Origin of the sequence: Halomonas sp. PGE1 (assembly GCF_013000985.1) — a bacterium.
GTDB classification, from domain to species: Bacteria; Pseudomonadota; Gammaproteobacteria; order Pseudomonadales; family Halomonadaceae; genus Halomonas; species Halomonas alkalicola.
In genome coordinates this window covers 3675107-3699203 of sequence record NZ_CP053032.1, presented here as the reverse complement: position 1 = coordinate 3699203, position 24097 = coordinate 3675107, and the positions used below count along the sequence as shown (strand labels likewise).

The 24097-nt window shown below is 68.0% G+C and carries 20 protein-coding genes and 3 tRNA genes; 18 read left to right on the top strand and 5 right to left on the bottom strand.

Annotated elements, in window-relative coordinates:
* Positions 1 to 26: 26 nt before the first annotated feature.
* The 4 genes from HIR79_RS17295 to eno all read left to right on the top strand — a co-directional run bounded on the left by HIR79_RS17295 (position 27) and on the right by eno (position 5585).
* Positions 27 to 1445, top strand: coding sequence for a glutamate synthase small subunit GltD family protein (locus HIR79_RS17295; protein WP_169959296.1), 1419 nt, complete (start codon positions 27 to 29; stop codon positions 1443 to 1445).
* Positions 1446 to 1747: 302 nt separating this feature from the next.
* Positions 1748 to 3403, top strand: a complete 1656-nt coding sequence (gene pyrG / locus HIR79_RS17290) for a CTP synthase (protein ID WP_169959295.1) — start codon at positions 1748 to 1750, stop codon at positions 3401 to 3403.
* Between the two features lie 4 nt (positions 3404 to 3407).
* Entirely contained in the window at positions 3408 to 4259 is an 852-nt protein-coding gene (gene kdsA / locus HIR79_RS17285; RefSeq protein ID WP_169959294.1) for a 3-deoxy-8-phosphooctulonate synthase, read from the top strand.
* A gap of 33 nt (positions 4260 to 4292) precedes the next feature.
* Positions 4293 to 5585 (top strand): phosphopyruvate hydratase, encoded by a 1293-nt coding sequence (gene eno, locus HIR79_RS17280; protein ID WP_110068885.1) that lies wholly within the window; start codon positions 4293 to 4295, stop codon positions 5583 to 5585.
* Between the two features lie 507 nt (positions 5586 to 6092).
* Here eno and fdxA read toward each other — a convergent pair.
* On the bottom strand, positions 6093 to 6416 hold the full coding sequence (gene fdxA, locus HIR79_RS17275; RefSeq protein ID WP_102627034.1) for a ferredoxin FdxA: 324 nt from the start codon (positions 6414 to 6416) through the stop codon (positions 6093 to 6095).
* A 323-nt stretch (positions 6417 to 6739) separates the two neighbouring features.
* Entirely contained in the window at positions 6740 to 9322 is a 2583-nt protein-coding gene (mutS, locus tag HIR79_RS17270; protein ID WP_169959293.1) for a DNA mismatch repair protein MutS, read from the bottom strand.
* 106 nt (positions 9323 to 9428) lie between these two features.
* Here mutS and HIR79_RS17265 point away from each other — a divergent pair, with 106 nt between their 5' ends.
* The 9 genes from HIR79_RS17265 (at position 9429) to HIR79_RS17225 (ending at position 16528) form a co-directional block, all read left to right on the top strand.
* Positions 9429 to 9941 carry a CinA family protein gene (locus HIR79_RS17265; RefSeq protein WP_169959292.1) on the top strand — a complete coding sequence of 171 codons (513 nt, stop codon included), beginning with the start codon at positions 9429 to 9431 and terminating at the stop codon, positions 9939 to 9941.
* A 107-nt stretch (positions 9942 to 10048) separates the two neighbouring features.
* The gene (gene recA, locus HIR79_RS17260; protein ID WP_169959291.1) at positions 10049 to 11110 is read left to right on the top strand and encodes a recombinase RecA; all 1062 of its coding nucleotides are present in this window, start codon (positions 10049 to 10051) and stop codon (positions 11108 to 11110) included.
* Positions 11111 to 11113: 3 nt separating this feature from the next.
* Positions 11114 to 11602, top strand: a complete 489-nt coding sequence (locus tag HIR79_RS17255; protein WP_169959290.1) for a regulatory protein RecX — start codon at positions 11114 to 11116, stop codon at positions 11600 to 11602.
* 134 nt (positions 11603 to 11736) lie between these two features.
* The gene (alaS, locus tag HIR79_RS17250; RefSeq protein WP_169959289.1) at positions 11737 to 14349 is read left to right on the top strand and encodes an alanine--tRNA ligase; all 2613 of its coding nucleotides are present in this window, start codon (positions 11737 to 11739) and stop codon (positions 14347 to 14349) included.
* 106 nt (positions 14350 to 14455) lie between these two features.
* Positions 14456 to 15706: an aspartate kinase gene (locus tag HIR79_RS17245; RefSeq protein WP_169959288.1), complete on the top strand. Its 1251-nt coding sequence runs from the start codon at positions 14456 to 14458 to the stop codon at positions 15704 to 15706.
* Between the two features lie 196 nt (positions 15707 to 15902).
* On the top strand, positions 15903 to 16100 hold the full coding sequence (gene csrA / locus HIR79_RS17240) for a carbon storage regulator CsrA (RefSeq protein WP_119023335.1): 198 nt from the start codon (positions 15903 to 15905) through the stop codon (positions 16098 to 16100).
* A gap of 80 nt (positions 16101 to 16180) precedes the next feature.
* Positions 16181 to 16273, top strand: a tRNA-Ser gene (locus tag HIR79_RS17235).
* A gap of 53 nt (positions 16274 to 16326) precedes the next feature.
* Positions 16327 to 16403: transfer RNA gene (locus HIR79_RS17230), tRNA-Arg, on the top strand.
* Positions 16404 to 16451: 48 nt separating this feature from the next.
* Positions 16452 to 16528: transfer RNA gene (locus HIR79_RS17225), tRNA-Arg, on the top strand.
* Between the two features lie 170 nt (positions 16529 to 16698).
* Here the strand turns inward: HIR79_RS17225 and HIR79_RS17220 are convergent.
* Positions 16699 to 17658 carry a tRNA dihydrouridine synthase gene (locus HIR79_RS17220; protein ID WP_169959287.1) on the bottom strand — a complete coding sequence of 320 codons (960 nt, stop codon included), beginning with the start codon at positions 17656 to 17658 and terminating at the stop codon, positions 16699 to 16701.
* A gap of 180 nt (positions 17659 to 17838) precedes the next feature.
* Here HIR79_RS17220 and HIR79_RS17215 point away from each other — a divergent pair, with 180 nt between their 5' ends.
* Genes HIR79_RS17215 through HIR79_RS17205 form a run of 3 tightly spaced genes read left to right on the top strand, consistent with a single transcriptional unit; the run spans position 17839 to position 21304 of the window.
* Positions 17839 to 18090, top strand: coding sequence for an OadG family protein (locus tag HIR79_RS17215; RefSeq protein ID WP_169959286.1), 252 nt, complete (start codon positions 17839 to 17841; stop codon positions 18088 to 18090).
* Between the two features lie 56 nt (positions 18091 to 18146).
* Entirely contained in the window at positions 18147 to 19970 is a 1824-nt protein-coding gene (oadA, locus tag HIR79_RS17210) for a sodium-extruding oxaloacetate decarboxylase subunit alpha (protein WP_169959285.1), read from the top strand.
* An 11-nt stretch (positions 19971 to 19981) separates the two neighbouring features.
* Positions 19982 to 21304 carry a sodium ion-translocating decarboxylase subunit beta gene (locus HIR79_RS17205; protein ID WP_169959284.1) on the top strand — a complete coding sequence of 441 codons (1323 nt, stop codon included), beginning with the start codon at positions 19982 to 19984 and terminating at the stop codon, positions 21302 to 21304.
* Between the two features lie 72 nt (positions 21305 to 21376).
* Here HIR79_RS17205 and HIR79_RS17200 read toward each other — a convergent pair whose 3' ends face one another.
* Complete coding sequence (locus tag HIR79_RS17200; protein WP_169959283.1) at positions 21377 to 21994, bottom strand: IMPACT family protein; 618 nt, start codon at positions 21992 to 21994, stop codon at positions 21377 to 21379.
* Positions 21994 to 22479, bottom strand: coding sequence for a transcriptional repressor LexA (gene lexA / locus HIR79_RS17195; RefSeq protein ID WP_169959282.1), 486 nt, complete (start codon positions 22477 to 22479; stop codon positions 21994 to 21996). Before lexA ends, HIR79_RS17200 begins: the two co-directional genes overlap by 1 nt.
* Before the next feature lie 226 nt (positions 22480 to 22705).
* Here lexA and ccmA point away from each other — a divergent pair, with 226 nt between their 5' ends.
* The gene (gene ccmA / locus HIR79_RS17190; RefSeq protein WP_169959281.1) at positions 22706 to 23353 is read left to right on the top strand and encodes a cytochrome c biogenesis heme-transporting ATPase CcmA; all 648 of its coding nucleotides are present in this window, start codon (positions 22706 to 22708) and stop codon (positions 23351 to 23353) included.
* A complete protein-coding gene (ccmB, locus tag HIR79_RS17185; protein ID WP_169959280.1) occupies positions 23340 to 24083 on the top strand; it encodes a heme exporter protein CcmB in 744 nt (247 codons plus the stop codon). Before ccmA ends, ccmB begins: the two co-directional genes overlap by 14 nt.
* Positions 24084 to 24097: the final 14 nt, after the last annotated feature.

The following is a 24097-nucleotide window of genomic DNA, read 5'->3' as shown; positions in this document are numbered from 1 at the left end:
CCAACAGGACTTCCAGGAGAATCGACATGGCCAACCGTCTGAGCAACGACTTCCAGTTCATCGACGTGGGTCGTCAGGACCCGCAGAAGAAGGACGCCCGCACCCGCTCGCGGGAGTTCGCCGAGATCTACGAGCCCTTCAAGCCCCAGGAGGCGGCCAGCCAGGCGCATCGCTGCCTGCACTGCGGCAACCCCTACTGCGAGTGGAAGTGCCCGGTCCACAACTACATCCCCAACTGGCTGCAGCTGGTGGCCGAGGGCAACATCCTCGAGGCCGCGGAGCTCTCCCACAAGACCAACTCGCTGCCTGAGGTGTGCGGCCGGGTCTGCCCCCAGGACCGCCTCTGCGAGGGCGACTGCACCCTCAACGACGGCTTCGGTGCGGTGACCATCGGCTCGGTGGAGAAGTACATCACCGATACCGCCTTCGCCATGGGCTGGCGCCCGGACATGTCCCAGGTGACCTGGACCGATCGAAAGGTCGCGGTGATCGGCGCCGGGCCGGCGGGCCTGGGCTGCGCCGACATCCTGGCGCGCAACGGGGTCAAGCCGGTGGTGTTCGATCGCAATCCGGAGATCGGCGGCCTGCTGACCTTCGGCATCCCCGAGTTCAAGCTCGAGAAGAGCGTGATGGAGCGTCGTCGGGCGGTATTCGAGGAGATGGGCGTGGAGTTCCGCCTCAACGTGGAGATCGGCCGCGACATCACCATGGACCAGCTGCTCGAGCAGTATGATGCCGTCTTCATGGGCATGGGCACCTACAAGTACATGGAGGGCGGCTTCCCCGGCGAGAACCTGCCCGGGGTGCACAAGGCGCTCGACTACCTGATCGCCAACGTCAATCACTGCCTGGGCTTCGAGAAGGACCCCGGCGAGTACATCTCCTTCAAGGGCCAGCGCGTGGTAGTGCTGGGCGGCGGCGACACCGCCATGGACTGCAACCGCACCGCCATCCGCCAGGGCGCCAGCGGCGTGACCTGCGCCTATCGCCGCGATGAGGAGAACATGCCGGGCTCGCGCCGCGAGGTGGCCAACGCCCGCGAGGAGGGCGTGGAGTTCCTGTTCAACCGCCAGCCGGTGGCGGTGGTGGGCGAGGGCAAGGTGGAGGGGGTCAAGGTGGTGCGCACCCGCCTTGGCGAGCCAGACGAGAACGGCCGCCGCCGCCCCGAGGTGGTGCCGGGCTCCGAGGAGGTGATTCCGGCCGACGCGGTGGTCATCGCCTTCGGCTTCCAGCCGGACCCGCCCGCCTGGTTCGCCGACCATGGCATCGAGGTGGATGAGCGCGATAGGGTCAAGGCGCCGGAGCAGGGCCAGTTCCGCTTCCAGACCAGCCACGCGAAGGTCTTCGCCGGTGGCGACATGGTGCGCGGCTCCGACCTGGTGGTCACCGCCATCCACGAGGGCCGCCAGGCCGCCGAGGGCATCCTGGACTACCTGGGGGTGTAAGCGCCGCGTCGCAAACTCGCGAGAATCTCAGTTGCGGCTGATAACTTACTGTGGGAGCTGGGCTCTGCCCGGCGAATGGAGACCGAAGGGCTCCTCTGCGGTATGCGCTAACGCAACAACACTGCAGGGGCGCCTGCGGCGCCATTCGCTCGGCGGAGCCGGTCTCCCACCAGTCGCCTGCAGCGTATGGGCCATGCTGCTCGGCGCTGAAATTGAGCCATTGGTCGTGTTCTGCTAGTCTGTCGTCCCATCCTGGCGCGGCTTCCTGCCGAGCCTCATGATCACGTTTCGACAGGTTCTCCATGACACGATATATCTTCGTGACCGGCGGCGTTGTGTCCTCTCTCGGCAAGGGCATCGCGTCGGCCTCGCTGGCGGCGATTCTCGAGGCGCGCGGCCTCAAGGTCACCATGCTCAAGCTCGACCCGTACATCAACGTGGACCCGGGCACCATGAGCCCCTTCCAGCACGGCGAGGTATTCGTCACCGAGGATGGCGCGGAGACCGATCTCGACCTGGGCCACTACGAGCGCTTCATCCGCACCAAGATGACCCAGCGCAACAACTTCACCACCGGTCGGGTCTACGAGCACGTGCTGCGCAAGGAGCGCCGCGGCGACTACCTGGGCGGTACCGTCCAGGTGATCCCGCACATCACCGACGAGATCAAGCGCCGGGTCTACGAGGGGGGAGAGGGCTTCGACGTGGCGCTGGTGGAGATCGGCGGCACCGTGGGCGATATCGAGTCGCTGCCCTTCCTGGAGTCCATTCGCCAGATCAGAAGCGAGCTGGGGGCCAACCGGGCGATCTTCATGCACCTGACCCTGGTGCCCTATATCAAGACCGCCGGCGAGACCAAGACCAAGCCGACCCAGCACAGCGTCAAGGAGCTGCGCTCCATCGGTATCCAGCCGGACATCCTGATCTGCCGCAGTGAGGTGGAGCTCGAGGAGAGCGAGCGCCGCAAGATCGCGCTCTTCACCAACGTGGAGGAGCGGGCGGTCATCCCGCTGCAGGATGCCGACACCATCTACCGCATCCCGATCATGCTCCACGAGCACGGCCTGGACGAGATCGTCTGCGACAAGCTGCGGCTCACGGCCGACGAGGCCGACCTCAACGAGTGGATCAAGGTTCTCGACGCCAAGCTCAACCCGCTGAAGTCGATCAATATCGCTATGGTCGGCAAGTACATGGAGCTGCTCGACGCCTACAAGTCGCTCAACGAGGCGCTGATCCACGCCGGCATCCAGACCCGGGTCAAGATCAACGTCGACTACATCGACTCCGAGGACATCGAGCGCCACGGCACCGAGCGCCTCGCCGGCAAGGACGCCATCCTGGTGCCGGGCGGCTTCGGCGAGCGCGGCGTGGAGGGCAAGATCGCCACGGCCCGCTATGCCCGCGAGAACGGCATTCCCTATCTCGGCATCTGCCTCGGCATGCAGGTGGCGGTGATCGAATTCGCCCGCAACGTGGCCGGCTGGGATGACGCCGACTCCACCGAGTTCACCCACGACACCCAGCATCCGGTGGTGGGCCTTATCACCGAGTGGATCACCCCCGAGGGCAAGATCGAGCTGCGTGACGCCGCCTCCGACCTCGGCGGCACCATGCGCCTGGGCGGCCAGGTGTGCCGTCTCAAGGTTGGCAGCAAGGCCCGCGAGGCCTACGGCAATGACGAGATCGTCGAGCGTCACCGTCACCGCTACGAGGTCAACAACCAGTTCATCGAGGAGCTCGAGCAGGCGGGCCTGGTGGTCTCCGGCAAGAGCGTCGACAACTCCCTGGTGGAGATGGTCGAGCTGCCCGACCACCCCTGGTACGTGGCCTGCCAGTTCCACCCGGAGTTCACCTCCACCCCCCGCGACGGCCACCCGCTGTTCACCGGCTTCGTCAACGCGGCGCTGGAGCACAAGGCGGCGCGCACCCGCGCGCAGTCCTCCCACCAGGAGTAACGGGATGAGCGCACCCGAGCGTCATGTCTCCATTGCCGGCCTCGAGGCCGGCAATTCGTTGCCGCTGATGCTGTTCGGCGGCATGAACGTGCTGGAGTCCCGCGAGCTGGCTCTCGAAGTGGCCCAGACCTACGTCGAGGTGACCGGACGCCTCGGCATGCCCTACGTCTTCAAGGCGAGCTTCGACAAGGCCAATCGCAGCTCCATCCACTCCTACCGGGGCCCGGGCCTGGAGAAGGGGCTCGAGATCCTGGCCGAGGTGAAGGCGCGCTTCGGCGTGCCGATCATCACCGACGTCCATGAGCCCTGGCAGGCCGCCCCCGTGGCCGAGGTCGCCGACATTATCCAGCTGCCCGCCTTCCTGGCGCGCCAGACCGACCTGGTCGTCGCCATGGCGCGCACCGGGGCGGTGATCAACATCAAGAAGCCGCAGTTCCTGGCGCCCCACGAGATGCGCCACATCATTCGCAAGTGCGAGGAGGCCGGCAACGACCGGGTGATCCTCTGCGAGCGCGGCTCGAGCTTCGGCTACAACAACCTGGTGGTGGACATGCTCGGCTTCGGCGAGATGAAGCAGACCGGCCGCCCGGTGTTCTTCGACGTGACCCATTCGCTGCAGCGCCCCGGTGGGCGCGCCGACAGCGCCGACGGGCGTCGTGCCCAGGTGGCCGAGCTCGCGCGTGCCGGGGTGGCCGTAGGGCTCGCCGGCCTCTTCCTGGAGGCCCACCCGGACCCCGACGCCGCCCTCTGCGACGGCCCCTGCGCGCTGCCGCTGGCCCAGCTCGAGCCCTTCCTGGCCCAGCTCAAGGCCATCGATGAGCTGGTGAAGGGCTTCGCGCCCCTCGACATCCAATAATGTTCCATCGCTGACACAACTGAGGAAACTCGCATGACCAAGATCGTCGACATTCGCGCCCTCGAGGTGCTCGATTCCCGCGGCAACCCCACCGTCCAGGCCGAGGTGCGTCTGGAGAGCGGTGCCGTGGGCGTGGCCTGCGCGCCCAGCGGCGCCTCCACCGGCTCCCGCGAGGCCCTGGAGCTGCGTGACGGCGACAAGAGCCGCTACCTGGGCAAGGGCGTGCTGAAGGCGGTCGAGGCGGTCAACGGTGCCATTCGCGAGTGCCTGGTCGGCATGGATGCCCGCGATCAGCGCGGCCTGGATGACGCCATGCTGGCCCTCGACGGCACCGACAACAAGGCCAAGCTTGGCGCCAACGCCATCCTGGCCGTGTCGCTTGCCGCTGCCAAGGCCGCGGCCGACGCCAAGGGCATGCCGCTCTACGCCCATATCGCCGAGCTCTACGGCCAGCCGGGCCAGTACAGCATGCCGGTGCCGATGATGAACATCCTCAACGGCGGCGAGCATGCCGACAACAACGTCGACATCCAGGAGTTCATGGTGCAGCCGGTGGGCGCCCCCAACTTCCGCGAAGGCCTGCGCATGGGCGCCGAGATCTTCCACGCCCTGAAGAAGGTGCTCTCCGCGAAGGGGCTCTCCACCTCGGTGGGCGACGAGGGCGGCTTCGCCCCGAACCTCGAGTCCAACGCCGAGGCACTGGCGGTGATCAAGCAGGCGGTATCGGACGCCGGCTACCGGCTGGGCAGCGACGTGACCCTGGCGCTGGACTGCGCCGCCTCCGAATTCTTCAAGGATGGCCAGTACGACCTGGCCGGCGAGGGCAAGCAGTATGACGCCGCCGGTTTCGCCGACTACCTGGCCGGCCTGTGCGACGACTACCCCATCGTCTCCATCGAGGATGGCCTCGATGAGTCCGACTGGGCCGGCTGGAAGGTGCTGACCGACAAGTTGGGCGACCGCGTGCAGCTGGTAGGCGACGACCTCTTCGTCACCAACACCAGGATCCTCAAGCGCGGCATCGACGAGCAGATCGGCAACTCCATCCTGATCAAGTTCAACCAGATCGGCTCGCTCTCCGAGACCTTGGATGCCATCAAGATGGCTCAGGACGCGGGCTTCACCGCGGTGATCTCCCACCGCAGCGGCGAGACCGAGGACACCACCATCGCCGATCTCGCCGTGGGCACCTGTGCCGGCCAGATCAAGACCGGCTCGCTGTGCCGCTCCGACCGCGTGGCCAAGTACAACCGCCTGCTGGTGATCGAGAACGAGCTGGGCGAGCGCGCCCGCTACCCGGGCCTCTCGGCCATCAAGGGGCAGTAAGCGAACACTGTTGCTTGAGGCGGGAGCCCGTGTAGGAAATCGCTGACAATTTGGCGAAGAGATTTGCTCGAGTTCGGCGGGAAGACCGATGCCGTTGGCGTCGGTCTTTTTTTAATCATATGTTATTGAAGATCTTTTTCTTGAGGGCCCGCTGCTGGACCAACACGCCGGTCGAGGTCGGTCGCCGATGGTCGCGCTTGTGTTGCAATGCAGCTCTGCCACAATGAACTCGGGACAAGGGGGCAGCAGTGCTGCTCCCGGCAGGATGCAACGGGATGCTGAGTGATGCGCCAGGTGCGGCAGGAGGCTGCTTCCGGGCAGGGAAGGCATCACGGGAGTCGGGCGGAGGGAGCCGCTCAAGGAACAGCTTGGAGCGGGCGGCCTGCGGGCCGCCTTTTTTGCCGGTGTTCTCCAGCATGGCAGGCAGGAACAGGAACGCCGAATGTCGCGAGACATTCGGCGTTCCTTTTTGCGTGCTGGCGCCCGCGTGCGAGGCAGGCGACGCTCTCAGCGCTCCAACTGCTCGAGCTTGCCCGGCTTGCCGTCCCACTCCTCGGCGTCGGGCAGCGGGTCCTTCTTCTCGCTGATGTTGGGCCATACCTCGGCGAGCTCGGCATTGATCTCGATGAACGGCTCCTGGCCCTCTGGCAACTCGTCTTCCGAGAAGATCGCCTCGGCGGGACACTCCGGCTCGCACAGGGCGCAGTCGATGCACTCGTCGGGGTGGATCACCAGGAAGTTGGGGCCTTCATAGAAACAGTCCACCGGGCACACCTCGACACAGTCGGTGTACTTGCACTTGATGCAGTTCTCGGTGACGACGAATGTCATGCCACTCTCCCTTCCTCGGGCCGGCGTCGCACGGCCACTGTGGATAGTTGATAAAACGGTTATAAAAGCCGTGTTTCTTATGCTAAGGCGGCGGTGAATCAGACCATTCTAGTCGCGGCCCCCTGGCCTAGCAAGACGAAGGACGGCATGTTCAGGACCATCGCAGATGGCTGGATCGCTCAAGGCTGTTCCGGCGACAGGCCTGTTCGGGGGCGCTATGAATACCTCCCTGTACGCTACCTCGGCCATCCCTGGTCCTCGGACCCCCTCTCCGACCTGTCTCCGGCGCCTTTCGCTGACACGGCTTGGTAACTCCGTGCACCTTACAATGACTCCCGCCAGCGGTAGAGCAGCGCCAGGGCCTGGCGCGGCGTCAGGTCATCCAGGGCCAGGCCGCCGAGCTCTTCCACCAGCGGGTGGGGGGCGCTGGCGAAGAGGTCGTTCTGCTGCGGCATCGGGGGACGGTCACCGAGGCGCTGCGCGGTCCGGCTACCCTGGTCCACCTCCTGCTGCTCCAGCTGGGCGAGCTTCTCCCGGGCCCGGGCGATCACCCCCTGGGGCACGCCGGCGAGCTGGGCCACCTGCAGGCCGTAACTCTGGCTCGCCGGGCCCTCCTCCACGCGGTGCATGAAGACGATGCCGTCACGGTGCTCGGCGGCCGTCAGGTGCACGTTGGCCACCCCTTCGGCCTGTTCGGGCAGGGCGGTCATCTCGAAGTAGTGGGTGGCGAAGAGGGTGAAGGCGCGGGTACGCGTCAGCTGCTCGGCGCTGGCCCAGGCCAGCGAGAGGCCGTCGAAGGTACTGGTGCCGCGGCCGATCTCGTCCATCAGCACCAGGCTTTCGTCGGTGGCGTTGTGCAGGATGTTGGCGGTCTCGGTCATCTCCACCATGAAGGTGGAGCGCCCGCCGGCCAGGTCGTCCGAGGAGCCGATGCGGGTGAAGATGCGATCCACCGGGCCGATCTCGGCGGCGTCCGCCGGCACGAAGCTGCCGGTATGGGCGAGCAGCACGATCAGCGCCGCCTGGCGCATGAAGGTGGACTTGCCCCCCATGTTGGGGCCGGTGATCACCAGCATGCGGCGGTCGTCGCCCATCACCAGGTCGTTGGGCACGAAGGGGGCGTCGGAGACCTGCTCCACCACCGGGTGGCGGCCGCCCCGGATGGCGATGCCGGGGGTCTCGGCCAGCTGCGGCCGCACGAAGTCCAGCGCCTGGGCGCGCTCGGCGAAGGCGCACAGCACGTCCAGGGCGGCCAGTGCGCGGCCGCTGGCCTGCAGGGCGTCGAGCTCGGCGTTGAGGGTGTCGAGCAGGCCGTCGTAGAGCAGCTTCTCCCGGGCGAGTGCCCGGGACTTCGCCGACAGCGCCTTGTCCTCGAACTCCTTGAGCTCGGGGATGATGAAGCGCTCGGCGTTCTTCAGGGTCTGGCGGCGCACGTAGTCCGCCGGGACGTCCCTGGCCTGGGCGCGGGGGATCTCGATGTAGTAGCCGTGGACCCGGTTGTAGCCCACCTTGAGGCCGGGCAGGCCGGTGCGCTCGCGCTCCCGGGTCTCCAGCCTCACCAGGTAGTCGCCGGCATGCTCGGCCAGGCCGCGGTGTTCGTCGAGCTCGGCGTCGAAGCCCTCGGCGATCACCCCGCCGTCGCGGATCACCACCGGCGGGTTCTCGATCAGGGCGCGGGTCAGGGTATCGGCGAGCGCCGGGTAGGGGCGGATATGGCGCCGGAGCTCGTCAAGCGCCGTGCCCTCGGGATAGTCGGCAAGCGATTGCTCCAGTGCCGGCAGGGCGTTGAAGGCATCGCGCAGCCGGGCCAGGTCCCGCGGGCGGGCGCTGTAGAGGGCGACCCGGGCCAGGATGCGCTCCACGTCGCCGATCGCCTTGAGCGACTCGCGCAGCGCCACGAACCCCTCGGCCTCGAGCAGCAGCGCCACCGCGGCCTGGCGGGCCTGCACCCGCTCGCGGTCGCGCAGCGGGCGGTTGAGCCAGCGCTTGAGCAGCCGCGAGCCCATGGCCGTCGCGGTGGTGTCGAGCACGCTGGCCAGGGTGTTGTCGCCGCTGCCCCCGAGGTTGATGTCGATCTCCAGGTTGCGGCGGCTGGCGGCGTCGATCACCACGGCGTCGTCGCGGCTCTCCACGCCGATGGCGGTGACATGGGGCAGGCCCGAGCGCTGGGTGTCCCGGGCGTACTCGATCAGCACGCCGGCGGCGGTGAGGGCCGCGGTGAGATGGGCGCAGCCGAAGCCGCGCAGGTCCTGGACCCGGAACTGGTCGCACAGCAGGCGGGTGGCGCTCTCCAGGTCGAACAGCCAGTCGCCCTGGCGGCGCAGGCCGCGCCGGCCCTCCAGGGCGGGGGGCAGGGCCTGGCTCTCGGCCACCAGCAGCTCGGCGGGGTCGAGGCGCTGGAGCTCGGCCAGCATCTCGCCTTCACCCTCGACCTCCAGCACGCTGAAGCGCCCGCTGGAGAGCTCCAGCCAGGCGAGGCCCATGCGCTCGCCGGCGGCGTGCACGGCCACCAGCAGGTTGTCGCGGCGGGCGTCGAGCAGCGCCTCGTCGTAGAGGGTGCCGGGGGTGACGATGCGCACCACGCGCCGCTCCACCGGCCCCTTGCTGGTGGCCGGGTCGCCGACCTGCTCGCAGATCGCCACCGACTCGCCGGCCGCCACCAGGCGCGCGAGGTACCCCTCGGCGCTGTGGTAGGGGACCCCGGCCATGGGGATCGGCTTGCCGGCCGACTGGCCGCGCTGGGTCAGGGTGATGTCGAGCAGCGCCGCGGCGCGCCGGGCGTCGTCGAAGAAGAGCTCGTAGAAGTCGCCCATGCGGTAGAAGAGCAGCACGTCCGGGTGTTCGCGCTTGATCTTCAGGTACTGGACCATCATCGGCGTATGAGAGGGGCTTGCGGCCTGTGACATCGGAGCTCCCTGTTGAGGCTCTGCACTCGCTGGCAAAAGCCAGTATTCTACCGTCCAGGCATCGGCTCCGTCAGGAGCGATTGCAGATGACTCAGGAGACCGCCCCATGCCCCGTTCCGCCGCCAGCCTGGCCAACCTCGACCTCATCACCCTGGCCGAGCGCCTCGGCCGGCTCTGTCGAGAGCGGGGCGTGACGATCACCGCCGCCGAGTCCTGCACCGGCGGCGGGGTGGCCAGCGCCATTACCGCGGTGGCCGGCAGCTCCGACTGGTTCGAGACCGGCTATGTGACCTACTCCAACGCCGCCAAGTCCCGCTTGCTGGGCGTTCCCGAGGCGCTGCTCGAGGCCCATGGGGCGGTGAGCCGCGAGGTGGTGGAGGCCATGGTGGTCGGCGCCTGTCGCGACAGCGGCGCCGGCCTCGGCGTGGCGATCAGCGGCGTGGCCGGCCCCGGGGGCGGCAGCGACGCGAAGCCGGTGGGCACCGTATGGCTGGCCTGGGGCGATGCCGGGGGCGCCAGCGCCGAGTGCCATCGTTATCCCGGTGATCGCCGTGCGGTGCGCGAGCAGGCGGTGCGCGAGGCCCTGGTGGGTCTGGTCCGTCGCCTCGAGGCTCGCTGAGCCCCGCCCCGTATCCGGGCCGAATTTGCACTGGTCCTGCCCACCCTTTTTCGCCATACTACTGTCCAGTCATACAGTATTCAGACACCTCGACCAGGAGATCCGACATGGCTCAGGATGACAACCGCTCCAAGGCGCTGAGCGCCGCGCTTTCCCAGATCGAGCGCCAGTTCGGCAAGGGCACCGTGATGCGCCTCGGCGATGCCCCGCGGGTGGTCATGCCGTCGGTGTCCACCGGTTCCCTGGGGCTCGACATCGCACTGGGCATCGGCGGCCTGCCCTTCGGCCGCGTGGTGGAGATCTTCGGCCCGGAGTCCTCGGGCAAGACCACCCTGACCCTCTCGGTGATCGCCCAGGCCCAGAAGCAGGGCAAGGTGTGCGCCTTCATCGACGCCGAGCACGCCCTGGACCCGAGCTACGCCGAGAAGCTCGGCGTCAACCTCGATGACCTGCTGGTTTCCCAGCCCGACACCGGCGAGCAGGCCCTCGAGATCTGCGACATGCTGGTGCGTTCCGGCGGCGTCGACGTGATCATCATCGACTCGGTGGCCGCACTCACCCCGCGGGCCGAGATCGAGGGCGAGATGGGTGACTCCCACGTCGGCCTGCAGGCGCGCCTGATGTCCCAGGCCCTGCGCAAGATCACCGGCCACATCAAGAACGCCAACTGCCTGGTGGTGTTCATCAACCAGATCCGCATGAAGATCGGCGTGATGTTCGGCAGCCCCGAGACCACCACCGGCGGCAACGCCCTGAAGTTCTACGCCAGCGTGCGCCTGGATATCCGTCGCACCGGCTCGGTGAAGCAGGGCGACGAGGTCACCGGCAACGAGACCCGGGTCAAGGTGGTCAAGAACAAGGTGGCTCCGCCGTTCCGCCAGGCCGAGTTCCAGATCCTCTACGGCAAGGGCATCTACCACGCCGGTGAGGTGATCGACCTGGGCGTGCAGTGCAGCCTGGTCGACAAGGCCGGCGCCTGGTACAGCTACCAGGGCAACAAGATCGGCCAGGGCAAGGCCAACGCCGCCCAGTTCCTCGAGGACAACCCGGCCATCATGGAGGAGATCGAGAGCCAGATCCGCGCCCAGCTGCTCGCTGCTCCGGCCCGCAGGGAGGAAGCCGAGGAGCCCGCGGCGGCCGAGGCCGGCCGCGAGGACGACCTGCTGTAAGCCATGTTCGCTCAGGCCGATTCCGACGCCACGCCACGTGACAATGCGATCCGCCTGCTGGCCCGGCGCGAGTACTCCCGCGCCGAGCTGGCCACCCGGCTCGCGGCCAAGGGGCACGAGCCGGCGGCCATCGGCGAGTGCCTCGATGCCCTCGAGGCGCAGGGCCTGCAGTCCGACGCCCGCTTCGCCGAGAGCTTCCTGCGCTCGCGCATCCTGCGCGGCCAGGGCCCGCTGAAGATCCGCCAGGCGCTCTCGCAGCGCGGCATCGAGCGGGAGCTGGTGCGCAGCGCCTTCAGCGAGCAGGAGGGGCAGGGCGGGGTCGACTGGTTCGCCCTGGCCTGCGAGACCCTCGCCCGGCGCTTCTCCGGCCCCGGCGACACCCCCCGCGAGCGCGCCCGGCGCGAGCGCTTCCTGGCCGGTCGCGGCTTCGACTTCGAGCAGGTGCGTCACGCCCTGGATCACGCCTGGGACTCGGCACCGGATCTCGACTAATGGCAGGATCCGCCCCGTTCTTGCGGGTGCTGCCTCTTCAGTCCCTTGACAGCTGCGCTATAATGTCTCCCTTTGCGAACGCCCCGGGTGGCCTCGTTGCCGACGGTCACCCTGCCCATCGCCACGGATACCCCATGAAAAGCGCAGACATCAGACAGGCCTTCCTGAGTTACTTCGAGGAGCACGGCCACACCGTCGTGCCCTCCAGCTCCCTGGTGCCGGGCAACGACCCGACCCTGCTGTTCACCAATGCCGGCATGGTGCCGTTCAAGGACGTCTTCCTGGGCCGTGACCCGCGCCCCTACGTGCGGGCGGCCTCGTCCCAGCGCTGCGTGCGCGCCGGCGGCAAGCACAACGACCTGGACAACGTCGGTTACACCGCCCGCCACCACACCTTCTTCGAGATGCTGGGCAACTTCAGCTTCGGCGACTACTTCAAGCGCGACGCCATCCGCTTCGCCTGGACCTTCCTCACCGAGACCCTGGGCCTGCCCAAGGAGAAGCTTTGGGTGACGGTCCACATCAGCGACGACGAGGCCGAGGCGATCTGGAAGGAGGAGATGGGCATCGACCCGGCACGCTTCTCGAAGCTCGACGAGGACAACTTCTGGCAGATGGGCGATACCGGTCCCTGCGGCCCCAGCTCCGAGATCTTCTACGATCACGGCCCCGAGGTGTGGGGCGGGCCTCCCGGCAGCCCCGAGGAGGACGGTGACCGCTACATCGAGATCTGGAACCTGGTCTTCATGCAGTTCGAGCGCGACGCCGCGGGCACCCTGCATCCGCTGCCCAAGCCCTCCATCGACACCGGCATGGGCCTCGAGCGCATCGCCGCGGTGATGCAGGGCGTGCACTCCAACTACGAGATCGACCTGTTCCAGAACCTGCTGGCCTCGGCGGCCCGCCACACCGGCCATGCCGACACCCGCAACCCCTCGCTGCGGGTGATCGCCGACCATATCCGCTCCTGCGCCTTCCTGATCGCCGACGGCGTGCTGCCCTCCAACGAGGGGCGTGGCTACGTGCTGCGCCGGATCATCCGCCGCGCCATCCGTCACGGCCACAAGCTGGGCGCCCAGGGCAACTTCTTCCACAAGCTGGTGGGGGCACTGGACGTCGAGATGGGCGACGCCTACCCCGAGCTGCGCGAGGCGCGCCACCAGATCGAGCGCGTGCTGCTCAAGGAAGAGGAGCAGTTCGCCCGCACCCTGGAGCACGGCATGGGCCTGCTCGAGGAGGCGCTGGCCGGCCTCGACGGCGAGGTGCTGCCCGGCGAGACGGTGTTCAAGCTCTACGACACCTACGGCTTCCCCTATGACCTGACCGCCGACGTCTGCCGCGAGCGCGGCGTGACCCTCGACGAGATCGGCTTCGAGCGAGCCCTGGAGGCCCAGCGCGAGCGCGCCCGGGCGGCCAGCCAGTTCGGCGCCGACTACGGGGCGGCGCTCGACCTCGAGGGCGAGACCACCTTCACCGGCTACGACCGGCTCGAGGATCGCGCCACCGTCACCGCCATCGTCGACCGCGAGGGCAATGCCCTGGAGGGCCTCGCGCCCGAGCAGCGCGGCATCGTGGTGCTCGACCGCACCCCCTTCTACGGGGAGTCCGGCGGCCAGGTGGGCGACACCGGCTACCTGCACCTCGCCGATGGCAGCCGCTTCCTGGTCACCGACACCCAGAAGCAGTCCGGCCACCACCTGCACCACGGTGTGCTGCTCGAGGGCGCGCTCGCCGTGGGCGCCGAGGTGCGTCCCGAGGTCAACGCCGAGCTGCGTACCGCCACCATCCGCAACCACTCCGCCACCCACCTGATGCACAAGGCGCTGCGCCTGGTGCTGGGCGACCACGTGGCCCAGAAGGGCTCGCTGGTGACCCCGGAGCGCCTGCGCTTCGACTTCAGCCACTTCGAGCCGATGAGCGCGGAGCAGCTGGCCGAGGTGGAGCGCCTGGTCAACGAGCAGGTGCTGGCCAACGCGGCCACGCAGATCGAGCAGATGACCCTCGACCAGGCCAAGGCCAAGGGGGCGGCGGCGCTGTTCGAGGCCAAGTACGCGGACAACGTGCGGGTGCTGACCATCGGCGCCGACGACTTCTCCATCGAGCTGTGCGGCGGCACTCACGTGGCGCGCAGCGGCGACATCGGCTGCTTCCATATCGTCAGCGAGCAGGGCATCGCCAGCGGGGTGCGTCGCATCGAGGCGATCACCGGCGAGGGGGCGCTGGCCTGGTTCCACGAACAGGAGGCGCGCCTGACCCGCATCGGCGAGCGCCTCAAGGCGAAGCCCGAGCAGGTCGAGGAGCGCGTCGAGTCGCTGGTGGAGCGCAACCGCAGCCTGGAGAAGGAGCTCGAGCGGCTCAAGGCCAAGCTGGCCAGCGCCGCCGGCAGCGACATGCTGAGCCAGGCCACCGAGGTCGCCGGGGTCAAGGTGCTGGCGACCCGCCTGGAGGGGGTCTCCGCCAAGGAGCTGCGCAACGTCCTCGACCAGCTCAAGAACAAGCTGGGCTCCGGCATCGTGGTGCTCGGCGTGGCGGACCAGGCCGCCGGCAAGGTGAGCCTGATTGCCGGTGTCACCGATGACCTCACCGGCCGGGTCAAGGCGGGCGAGCTGGTCAACCACGTGGCCTCCCAGGTGGGCGGCAAGGGCGGCGGCCGCGCCGACATGGCCCAGGCCGGGGGCAGCGATGTCGCCGCCCTGCCGGGGGCCCTGGCGGGCGTGCCCGCCTGGGTGGAGTCGCGCCTCCAGTAACGATCGACAGGGCCGGTGACCGCAAGGTACCGGCCCTGTTTGCAGGGATTCACCTTTCACTCATCCGGGCGCCCCTGGCGCTCGACTCACGAGGGAAAACTGGCATATGGCACTATACGTACAGAAATTCGGCGGCACCTCGGTGGGCTCCGTGGAGCGCATCAAGGCCGTGGCCGAGAAGGTCAAGGGGTTCCGCGACAACGGCCATCAGGTCGTGGTCGTGGTCTCCGCCATGAGCGGCGAGACCAACCGCCTGATCGGCATGGCCAACGAGATCAACGACGAGCCGACGCCGCGCGAGATGGACATGCTGGTCTCCACCGGCGAGCAGGTCACCATCTCGCTGCTGGCCATGGCGCTGCACAAGCTGGGCGTGCCGGCCACCTCCTACACGGGTTCCCAGGTGGGCATCCTCACCGACAGCTCCCACACCAAGGCGCGCATCCAGCGCATCGAGACCGACGAGATCCAGGACGACCTGGACGAGGGCAAGGTGGTGGTGGTCGCCGGCTTCCAGGGCGTGGATGAAGAGGGCAACATCACCACCCTCGGCCGCGGCGGCTCCGATACCACCGGTGTGGCCCTGGCGGCCGCGCTGAAGGCGGATGAGTGCCAGATCTATACCGACGTCGACGGCGTCTACACCACCGACCCGCGGGTCTGCAGCAAGGCCCGGCGCCTGGACTCCATCACCGTGGAGGAGATGCTGGAACTGGCCAGCCTAGGCTCCAAGGTGCTGCAGATTCGCTCCGTCGAATTCGCCGGCAAGTACAACGTGCCGCTGCGCGTGCTCTCCAGCTTCGAGGATGGCCCCGGCACCCTGATCGTTGCAGACTCCGACCAAGACGAGGACTCCATGGAAGAACCGCTGATCTCCGGTATCGCCTTCACCGCCAACGAGGCCAAGCTGACCCTGCTCAACACCCCGGACGTGCCGGGCGTCGCCTCGCGCATCCTGGGCCCGATCGCCGATGCCAACATCGAAGTGGACATGATCGTCCAGAACGTGGCGCCGGCCGGTGACTACACCGACTTCACCTTCACCGTGGCCAAGGGCGACTACAAGAAGACCTTGCGGATCCTCGAGGAGCAGGTGATCCCCGATCTGGGCGGCGGTGAGGTGCGCGGCGACGAGAACATCGCCAAGGTCTCCCTGGTGGGTGTCGGCATGCGCTCCCACGCCGGCGTGGCCTCCAAGATGTTCCGGGTGCTGGCCGACGAGAGCATCAATATCCGCATGGTCTCCACCTCCGAGATCAAGATCTCCGTGGTGATCGACGAGAAGCAGATGGAGCTCGCCGTGCGCGCCCTGCATACCGCCTTCGGCCTCGACAAGAGCGATATCGAGAGCGAATAAGGCTGCCCCGGGCGACCGACACCTTCTACGCTGACAGGGAGGCCCGTGACGGGGCTTCCCTTCAGCGGGGAGGTCAGGTGTCATCGGCTGCCGAATTGGTCACGGACGACGCTGTGCCACATAATGACTCGGTGTGCTTCCCGCGGCGAACATGCCGCCGCCGAGTTTCAGAACAAGCCTGAGAAGGAGATCAGCCATGCTCATCCTGACCCGCCGAGTCGGCGAGACCCTGATGATCGGAGACGACATCACCGTGACGGTGCTGGGCGTCAAGGGGAATCAGGTCCGGATTGGCGTCAATGCCCCCAAGGACGTCGCCGTGCACCGCGAGGAGATCTACCAGCGCATCCAGCGCGAGAAGGGCGAGGAGGCCGCCTCCGGCCACGACGACTGATCCCGCGCCCATGAAAAAAGAAACAGGCGTCGCTGGACAAAGCGCTTCATAAACGGTAGGATACGCCCCGTGTCGATGAGGGAGAGGTGGCCGAGTGGCTGAAGGCGCTCCCCTGCTAAGGGAGTATGGGGTTTATAGCCTCATCGAGGGTTCGAATCCCTCCCTCTCCGCCATGACCGCAAGGCTCAGGTCTCGCAATCATAGGGTCGACACTATTGAAGACAGGGCGCCCGTAGCTCAGCTGGATAGAGTACCTGACTACGAATCAGGTGGTCGGAGGTTCGAATCCTCCCGGGCGCGCCACTTCAGAACATTTCCACGTGATGGCGATCACGCTAATCATCGCACCACGCGCCCGTAGCTCAGCTGGATAGAGTACCTGACTACGAATCAGGTGGTCGGAGGTTCGAATCCTCCCGGGCGCGCCAGATCTGGACCCGTCCTCTCAGGAGGGCGGGTCTTCTGCTTTCCGGGGTCGCCCCCTTCGTTTTCTGCTAGCCGGAGTCGCCCGAGTTCGAGCGTGACTCCGCGATCGTTTGAGGCGCCGTCGCCATTGCGACGTGCGCCTCTTTTTTATGGTTTATGGCTTGTTTACGGCTTATGCGCCTGCCGCGGCACCTGCGGCTTCCTCCCGAGTCGCCAGCCCCTCCAGCAGAGCCTCCAGGTCATTGATCCGCTTGAGGCGCTCGAAGCGGCGGGCGGCCTCCGGGTCCCTGACGCGCATGTGATTCAGCCATTGCTTGATCAGGGAGGCCACGACCCGCTCGGGAAGCGTGCTGCGCCGAAGCTCGGCGAAGCGGGTCAGGATCTCGGCCCGCGCCGACCAGGGCGTCGCCGGCAGGCGCTCGCCGGTGAGCTGCCAGTGGCGGATGCGCGGGGCCAGCCAGGGGTCGGCCAGGGCGCCGCGGCCGATCATCACGTCGCGGCAGCCCGAGAGGGTGCGGGCGCGCCAGTAGTCCTCGAGGGTCCAGATGTCGCCATTGGCGACGACCGGGATCGACAGGCGAGAGCGGATGCGCCCGATCCACTCCCAGTGGGCCGGGGGCCGATAGCCTTCGTTGCGGGTACGGGCGTGGACGACCAACTGGCGCGCGCCGCCGGCCTCGGCGGCCAGGGCGCAGGCCAGCGCCAGGCGCCTGTCGGCGAAGCCCAGGCGGACCTTGGCGGTGACCGGGATCGCGTGGCCCACGGCATCGTTCACGGCGGCCACGGCGGCATAGACGCGGCGCGGGTCGCGCAGCAGCGAGGCGCCACCGTCGTGGCGGTTGACCAGCTTGGCCGGGCAGCCGAAGTTCAGGTCGAGGCTCACGGCGCCGAGGCTCAGCGCCTGGGAGGCGTTGGCGGCCAGGGTCGCGGGGTCGGAGCCCAGCAGCTGAAGATGGACCGGTATCCGGCTCGGGGTCGTGACGCTGGGGCCGAGCAGCTCCGGGCAGTGCTTGTGGAAGACCCGCGGCGGCAGCCGGGCATCGACGACGCGCACGAACTCGGTGACCGTCCAGTCGAAGCCCGGCTGGCGGGTCAGCAGGTCACGGGTATGGGCGTCGATGACGCCTTCCATGGGCGCCAGTCCGAGCCGTCCGCTACAGTCTTGTAGTAAATTAACAACGCTGACTTCCACCATGCCCTCATTGCAATCTGACGGGAGTGTGGCAGGTTATACCATCGGAAAATTTGCGCAAGACGCTATCTTGCTGAGTGTTGGCGGCACGGTGGCTGACGATTGATACGGAGGCACGGCATGCAGGATGTGGAACTGCTGGAGGAGGGCCTGGCCCTGATGGGGCTCGGCATGGGCTTCGTTTTTGTTTTTCTTACCGTTCTGGTGATCGTGACCACCCTGATGTCGCTGGTGATCCGGCGCTTCGCCCCCGAGCCGCCCGCGCCCGCCGCCACGCCCGCGCGCTCGCCGGCACCCGCCCGCCAGGATGACGAGCTGATGGCGGTGATCGGCGCCGCCCTGCATCGCTACCGTCAGCGCCATCGCCGCTGACGCCGGCTTCCCCGCTTTCCCGACGTTCCCTTCACTATTACGACAAGGTCAAGCCAATGACTGACACCGCTCGCCCGCTCGGTATCACCGACGTCGTCCTGCGTGACGCCCACCAGTCGCTGTTCGCCACCCGCCTGCGCCTCGATGACATGCTGCCCATCGCCGAGAAGCTCGACCGCGTCGGCTTCTGGTCGCTGGAGTCCTGGGGCGGGGCCACCTTCGACGCCTGCATCCGCTACCTGGGCGAGGATCCCTGGGAGCGTATCCGCGAGCTCAAGGCGGCCATGCCCAACACCCCCCAGCAGATGCTGCTGCGGGGTCAGAACCTGCTCGGCTATCGCCACTACGGCGACGACGTGGTGGACCGATTCGTCGAGCGCGCCAAGACCAACGGCGTCGACGTCTTCCGCGTCTTCGATGCCATGAACGACCCGCGCAACCTGGAGCGCGCCATCCAGGCGGTGCGCAACGTCGAGGGCCACGCCCAGGGCACCCTCTCCTACACGGTGAGCCCGGTGCACACCCTGGACGGCTGGGTCGAGCTCGGCAAGACCATCGCCGCCATGGGCGCCGATTCCCTGTGCATCAAGGACATGGCCGGCCTGCTCAAGCCCTATGACGCCTATGAGCTGGTCACCAAGCTCAAGGCCGCGGTGGACATCCCGATCCACATGCAGTGCCACGCCACCACCGGCCTCTCCACATCGACCATCGTCAAGGCCGCCGAGGCGGGCATCGACAACGTCGACACCGCCATCTCGTCGATGTCGATGACCTACGGCCACAGCCCCACCGAATCCGTGGTGGCGATCCTCCAGGGCACCGAGCGCGACACCGGCCTGGACCTCGAGCTGCTCGAGGAGATCGCCGCCTACTTCCGCGAGGTGCGCAAGAAGTACGCCGCCTTCGAGGGCTCACTCAAGGGCATCGACTCGCGCATCCTGATCGCCCAGGTGCCGGGCGGCATGCTCACCAATATGGAAGGCCAGCTCAAGGAGCAGGGCGCCGGCGACAAGCTCGACGACGTGCTCCAGGAGATCCCCAGGGTGCGCGAGGACCTGGGCTTCATCCCGCTGGTCACCCCCACCTCCCAGATCGTCGGCACCCAGGCGGTGATGAACGTGATGATGGGAGAGCGCTACAAGTCGATCTCCAAGGAGGTCCAGGCGCTGCTCAAGGGCGAGTATGGCGCCGCGCCTGCCCCCTTCAACAAGGAGCTGCAGGCCCGCGTGCTGGAGGGCAAGGCGCCCATCACCTGCCGCCCCGCCGACCTGCTCGAGGCGGAGATGGATGCGCTGACCAAGGAGCTCAAGGCGAAGGCCAAGGCCGACGGCATCCGCCTGGCCGAGGGCGAGCGCGAGATCGATGACGTGCTCACCTATGCGCTCTTCCCGCAGATCGGCCTGAAGTTCCTCAAGAACCGCGACAACCCCGACGCCTTCGAGCCGGCGCCCCAGGCGCCCGACGCGAGCGCCAACCTGCCGGCCGCTTCGCCGCAGGCCAAGTCGCCTGCCGTCAGCGCAGGCGCGCCGGCCGGCCCAGAGACCTACACCGTCAAGGTCAACGGCAAGGCCTACGTGGTCGAGGTCGCCGAGGGCGGCGAGATCGCCGACGTTCAGGCGCAGGGCGCTGCCGCCCAGCCCGCCGCCGAGGCCGCGCCGGCCTCCACCGGTGAAGTGATCAGCGCGCCGCTGGCCGGCAACATCTTCAAGGTCAACGTGCGCCCGGGCGATGCGGTCAAGGAGGGCGACGTGGTGATCATCCTCGAGGCCATGAAGATGGAAACCGAGGTGCGTGCGGCGAGCGCCGGTACCGTCTCCGCGGTCAAGGTCGGCGAGGGCGACAGCGTCGCCGTCGGTGACGTCCTCATCGAGCTCTAAGGGGCCTCACCATGGATAAGCTGGTAACCCTATGGTATGGCTCGGGGGCCTATAACCTGACCCCGGGCCAGGCCGTGATGATCCTGGTCGGGCTGGGGCTGCTGTATCTCGCCATCGCCAAGAAGTTCGAGCCGCTGCTGCTGGTGCCGATCGGCTTCGCCGGCATCCTGGCCAACATTCCCGAGGCGGGCCTGGCCATCTCGGCCCTGGACCAGGCCATCGAGGTGGCGCGCCCCGCGGTGCTCCACCAGATGGCCATGGCGCTGGGGGCGACCCTGGACCCGCTGGCCGGCGAGGAGGCCTGGCGGGCCACCCTCAAGGCGCTGGTCGACAACGGCGCCTCGCCGGACCAGCTGCGTGCCGCCAAGGACGTGGCCATGAACGTCGGCTACGGCGACGGCCTGCTCTACACCTTCTACCAGGTCGCGGTCGCCTCGGGCATCGCCCCGCTGCTGATCTTCATGGGCGTGGGGGCGATGACCGACTTCGGGCCGCTCTTGGCCAACCCGCGCACCCTGTTCCTGGGCGCGGCGGCGCAGTTCGGCATCTTCGCCACGGTGTTCGGGGCGGTGGGCCTGTCGGCCCTGGGCTGGATGGACTTCTCCATCGAGCAGGCCGCCGCCATCGGCATCATCGGCGGCGCCGACGGTCCCACCTCGATCTACGTGTCGAGCGTACTGGCCCCGGAGCTGCTGGGCGCCATCGCCGTGGCCGCCTACGCCTACATGGCGCTGGTGCCGATGATCCAGCCGCCGATCATGAAGCTACTGACCAGCAAGAAGGAGCGCGAGATCACCATGACGCAGCTGCGTCCGGTGTCGAAGCTCGAGAAGATCGTCTTCCCGCTGGCCCTGCTGATGCTGGTGGCGCTGTTCCTGCCGGACGCCGCGCCGCTCTTGGGGATGTTCTGCTTCGGCAACCTGATGCGCGAGTGCGGCGTGGTCGAGCGCCTGACCGACACCGCCCAGAACGCCCTGATCAACATCGTCACCATCGTGCTGGGCCTGGCCGTGGGCTCGCGGCTGATGGCCGAGAGCTTCCTGGCCCTGGAGACCCTGGGGATCATGGCGCTGGGCATGGTGGCCTTCGCCATCGGCACCGCCGCCGGCATCCTGATGGCCAAGCTGATGAACGTGATGAGCAAGATGCCGATCAACCCGCTGATCGGCGCCGCCGGCGTCTCCGCGGTGCCCATGGCAGCCAGGGTGGCCAACAAGGTGGGGCTGGAGTCCAACCCGCACAACTTCCTGCTGATGCACGCCATGGGGCCCAACGTGGCCGGCGTCATCGGCTCGGCGGTGGCCGCGGGGGTGATGATCAAGTACCTGGGCTGAGGCTCGTCGGTACCGTCACGCAAACGGCGCCCCGCGGGGCGCCGTTTGCGCGGTGGGTACGCGAGGGGGGCGTCAGCTCTCCAGCAGAGTGAGCCGCCCGCGCAGTCGCGATTCGAGCTCGCCGAGGTCGATGGGGGTGTCGCTGGGCCAGCCCACGGTCAGCACCACGCCGTCGGCGGCGTAGTCGGCGGCTTCCACGGGGATCTCCCGGCTGGCCAGCCAGCTGCGGGCCTCGGCCTCGCCGGCGAAGGCCACCTGCAGCCGACGTGGCGTGCGCTCCACTACCTGGCGGTGAGGCAGGCTCTCCAGGCCCTGGGTCACGGCCTGTGCATAGGCGCGGGCCAGGCCGCCGGTGCCCAGCTTGGTGCCTCCGAAGTAACGGGTCACCACGCAGCCCACCTGGCCGAGCCCCGAGCCCTGCAGTACCTGATACATGGGGCGCCCGGCGGTGCCGCCGGGTTCGCCGTCGTCGGAGAAGCCGATGGCGGCCTGCTCGCCGGGCGGGCCGGCGATGAAGGCGCTGCAGTGATGGCTCGCCGCAGGGTGGCGCCTCCGGGCCTCGACCAGCAGCGCCTCGAAGGCGGCTGCGTCGGGGGCGTGGCACAGCCAGGTAAGGAAGCGGCTCCTCTCCACCTCCAGCTCGCTCTCCTGCCAGGTGCCGCCGGGCAGGTCGGGGACGGGGTAGCGCATCAGGCGGCCAGTTCCTCCTGGCGCACGACGCCCATCACCAGCCCCAGCACCTGGATGTCGCTGTTCTTCAGGAAGATCGGCGCCATGCGCTCGTTGGCCGGCTGCAGGCGCACGCCGGCGCGGTCGATATAGAGCTTCTTCAGGGTGACCTCCTGATTGTTGATCATCACCACGGCGGTTTCGCCGTTCTCCGCGCTCTCCTGACGCTCGATGATGATCACATCCCCGTCGAAGATGTTGCAATCGATCATGGAGTCGCCGCGTACCCGAAGGGCGTAGGTGTTGCGGCGTATCATGCAGCTGGGTACGCGGATGGTGGCGGCATCCGCACAGGCCTCGATGGGCAGCCCCGCCGAGACGTTGCCGAGCAGGGGGATCTCGACGAGGTCGTCGATGGCCGGCTCCGGGCCATCGAGAAGGGCCCAGGCCTCGGCCAGGGGGAGGTTGGGGCGGCGAAGCAGGAAGCGGGTCTGGAACTCTGGCATGGTGGCTGTCTCCTGTCGGCAGCCCCTGGGGGCTGCATACTGTCGGGATATACAGTACGTGAACAGCATAGCAGCGGCGGGTCAGTTCGCAAGGGGAAGGAAATTCGGCTAGCGGCGGAAGGCTTGACACCGGTCAACCGCGACCGGCTGACGCAGGCGGTAATCTGGCAGCAAAACCGCTTTCCGTGTAGAGTCTCGAGCCAAATTACCCATCCCGGAGTGTGCCTTGACCCTGAGCCTGCAAGCCCGAAAGCTGGCCTGTGAGCGGGATGATCGCTGGCTCTTCGAGGATCTCGATCTGGATATCCACGCGGGCGAGATCGTTCGCATCGAAGGCCCCAACGGCAGCGGCAAGACCACGCTGCTCAAGATCCTCTCCGGCCAGCTCGCCGACTATCAGGGCGAGCTTTACTGGAACGGCGCGCCGATGCGTGAATCGCGCCAGGCCTTTCTCGAGAGCCTGCTCTACCTGGGCCATGCCCCGGGGGTGAAGGGGGCCCTGACGCCGCTGGAGAACCTGACCTGGTACCAGGCCCTGGCTGGCGAGCGCGGCAACGAGGCGGCGCGCCTGGCCGCTCTGGAGTCGGTGGGGCTGGTGGGCTTCGAGGACGTGCCCGCCGGGCAGCTTTCCGCCGGGCAGCAGCGTCGGGTGGCGCTGGCGCGCCTGGAGCTGACGCCGCGCCCGCTGTGGGTACTGGACGAGCCCTTCACCGCCATCGACCGCGACGGGGTGACAGCGCTGGAGGAGCGGCTGATCGTGCATGCCCGCGCCGGCGGCTGCGTGCTGGTCACCACCCACCATGAGCTCCGGCAGACCGCCGAGCTGCGCCGTGTGCACCTGGGCAGAGGAGGGCAGCCGCATGGCGGGCTCTGAGACCCGGCTGGCGGCCGCCGAGAGCCGCGAGTCACGGCACGGGGAACCTGGCGGCGGCCTGGGGGTCGCACTCTGGGCGACCCTACGCCGTGACCTGGTCCTGCTGATGCGCCGGCGCAGCGAGGTGCTCAACCCGCTGGTGTTCTTCGCGCTGGTGATCACCCTGTTTCCGATCGGCATCTCGCCGGATCCGCAGCTGCTGGCCACCATCGCCCCGGGCCTGCTGTGGGTGGCGGCGCTGCTGGCGGCGCTGCTCTCCCTGGACAGCCTGTTCCGCGGTGACTACGACGACGGTTCCCTCGAGCAGCTGCTGCTGACGCCGCAGCCGCTGCCGATGCTGGCGCTGGCCAAGGTGGCGGTGCACTGGCTGCTGACCGGCCTGCCCCTGGCGCTGATGGCGCCGGTGCTGGGGATCATGCTGTCGCTGCCGGCCGGCAGCTACCTGACACTGGCGTTCTCGCTGGCGCTTGGCACGGCCAGCCTGAGCCTGATCGGCGCCATCGGCGCGGCGCTGACCGTGGGGCTCTCCCGCGGCGGCGTGCTGCTGTCGCTGCTGGTGCTGCCGCTCTATATCCCGGTGCTGATCTTCGGCGCCGGTGCGGTACAGGCGGCAATCCTCGGCGACGGAGCCGTCGCCCATCTGGCAATCCTGGGCGCCCTGCTGGCCCTGGCGCTGATGCTGGCCCCCTGGGCCATCGCGGCGTCACTGCGTATCAGCATCAACGGTTGAGAGGTGGAAGAAGC

Excerpts from the sequence above, each read along its gene's own strand:
- HIR79_RS17265 (WP_169959292.1), top strand. The coding sequence starts at position 9,429 with ATGCCCCGTTCCGCCGCCAGCCTGGCCAACCTCGACCTCATCACCCTG.
- HIR79_RS17220 (WP_169959287.1), bottom strand. The coding sequence starts at position 17,658 with ATGGAAGGCGTCATCGACGCCCATACCCGTGACCTGCTGACCCGCCAG.
- HIR79_RS17215 (WP_169959286.1), top strand. The coding sequence starts at position 17,839 with ATGCAGGATGTGGAACTGCTGGAGGAGGGCCTGGCCCTGATGGGGCTC.
- eno (WP_110068885.1), top strand. The coding sequence starts at position 4,293 with ATGACCAAGATCGTCGACATTCGCGCCCTCGAGGTGCTCGATTCCCGC.
- HIR79_RS17245 (WP_169959288.1), top strand. The coding sequence starts at position 14,456 with ATGGCACTATACGTACAGAAATTCGGCGGCACCTCGGTGGGCTCCGTG.
- recA (WP_169959291.1), top strand. The coding sequence starts at position 10,049 with ATGGCTCAGGATGACAACCGCTCCAAGGCGCTGAGCGCCGCGCTTTCC.
- mutS (WP_169959293.1), bottom strand. The coding sequence starts at position 9,322 with ATGTCACAGGCCGCAAGCCCCTCTCATACGCCGATGATGGTCCAGTAC.
- kdsA (WP_169959294.1), top strand. The coding sequence starts at position 3,408 with ATGAGCGCACCCGAGCGTCATGTCTCCATTGCCGGCCTCGAGGCCGGC.
- lexA (WP_169959282.1), bottom strand. The coding sequence starts at position 22,479 with ATGCCAGAGTTCCAGACCCGCTTCCTGCTTCGCCGCCCCAACCTCCCC.
- alaS (WP_169959289.1), top strand. The coding sequence starts at position 11,737 with ATGAAAAGCGCAGACATCAGACAGGCCTTCCTGAGTTACTTCGAGGAG.
- HIR79_RS17200 (WP_169959283.1), bottom strand. The coding sequence starts at position 21,994 with ATGCGCTACCCCGTCCCCGACCTGCCCGGCGGCACCTGGCAGGAGAGC.
- pyrG (WP_169959295.1), top strand. The coding sequence starts at position 1,748 with ATGACACGATATATCTTCGTGACCGGCGGCGTTGTGTCCTCTCTCGGC.
- HIR79_RS17295 (WP_169959296.1), top strand. The coding sequence starts at position 27 with ATGGCCAACCGTCTGAGCAACGACTTCCAGTTCATCGACGTGGGTCGT.
- oadA (WP_169959285.1), top strand. The coding sequence starts at position 18,147 with ATGACTGACACCGCTCGCCCGCTCGGTATCACCGACGTCGTCCTGCGT.
- fdxA (WP_102627034.1), bottom strand. The coding sequence starts at position 6,416 with ATGACATTCGTCGTCACCGAGAACTGCATCAAGTGCAAGTACACCGAC.
- csrA (WP_119023335.1), top strand. The coding sequence starts at position 15,903 with ATGCTCATCCTGACCCGCCGAGTCGGCGAGACCCTGATGATCGGAGAC.
- HIR79_RS17205 (WP_169959284.1), top strand. The coding sequence starts at position 19,982 with ATGGATAAGCTGGTAACCCTATGGTATGGCTCGGGGGCCTATAACCTG.
- ccmB (WP_169959280.1), top strand. The coding sequence starts at position 23,340 with ATGGCGGGCTCTGAGACCCGGCTGGCGGCCGCCGAGAGCCGCGAGTCA.
- HIR79_RS17255 (WP_169959290.1), top strand. The coding sequence starts at position 11,114 with ATGTTCGCTCAGGCCGATTCCGACGCCACGCCACGTGACAATGCGATC.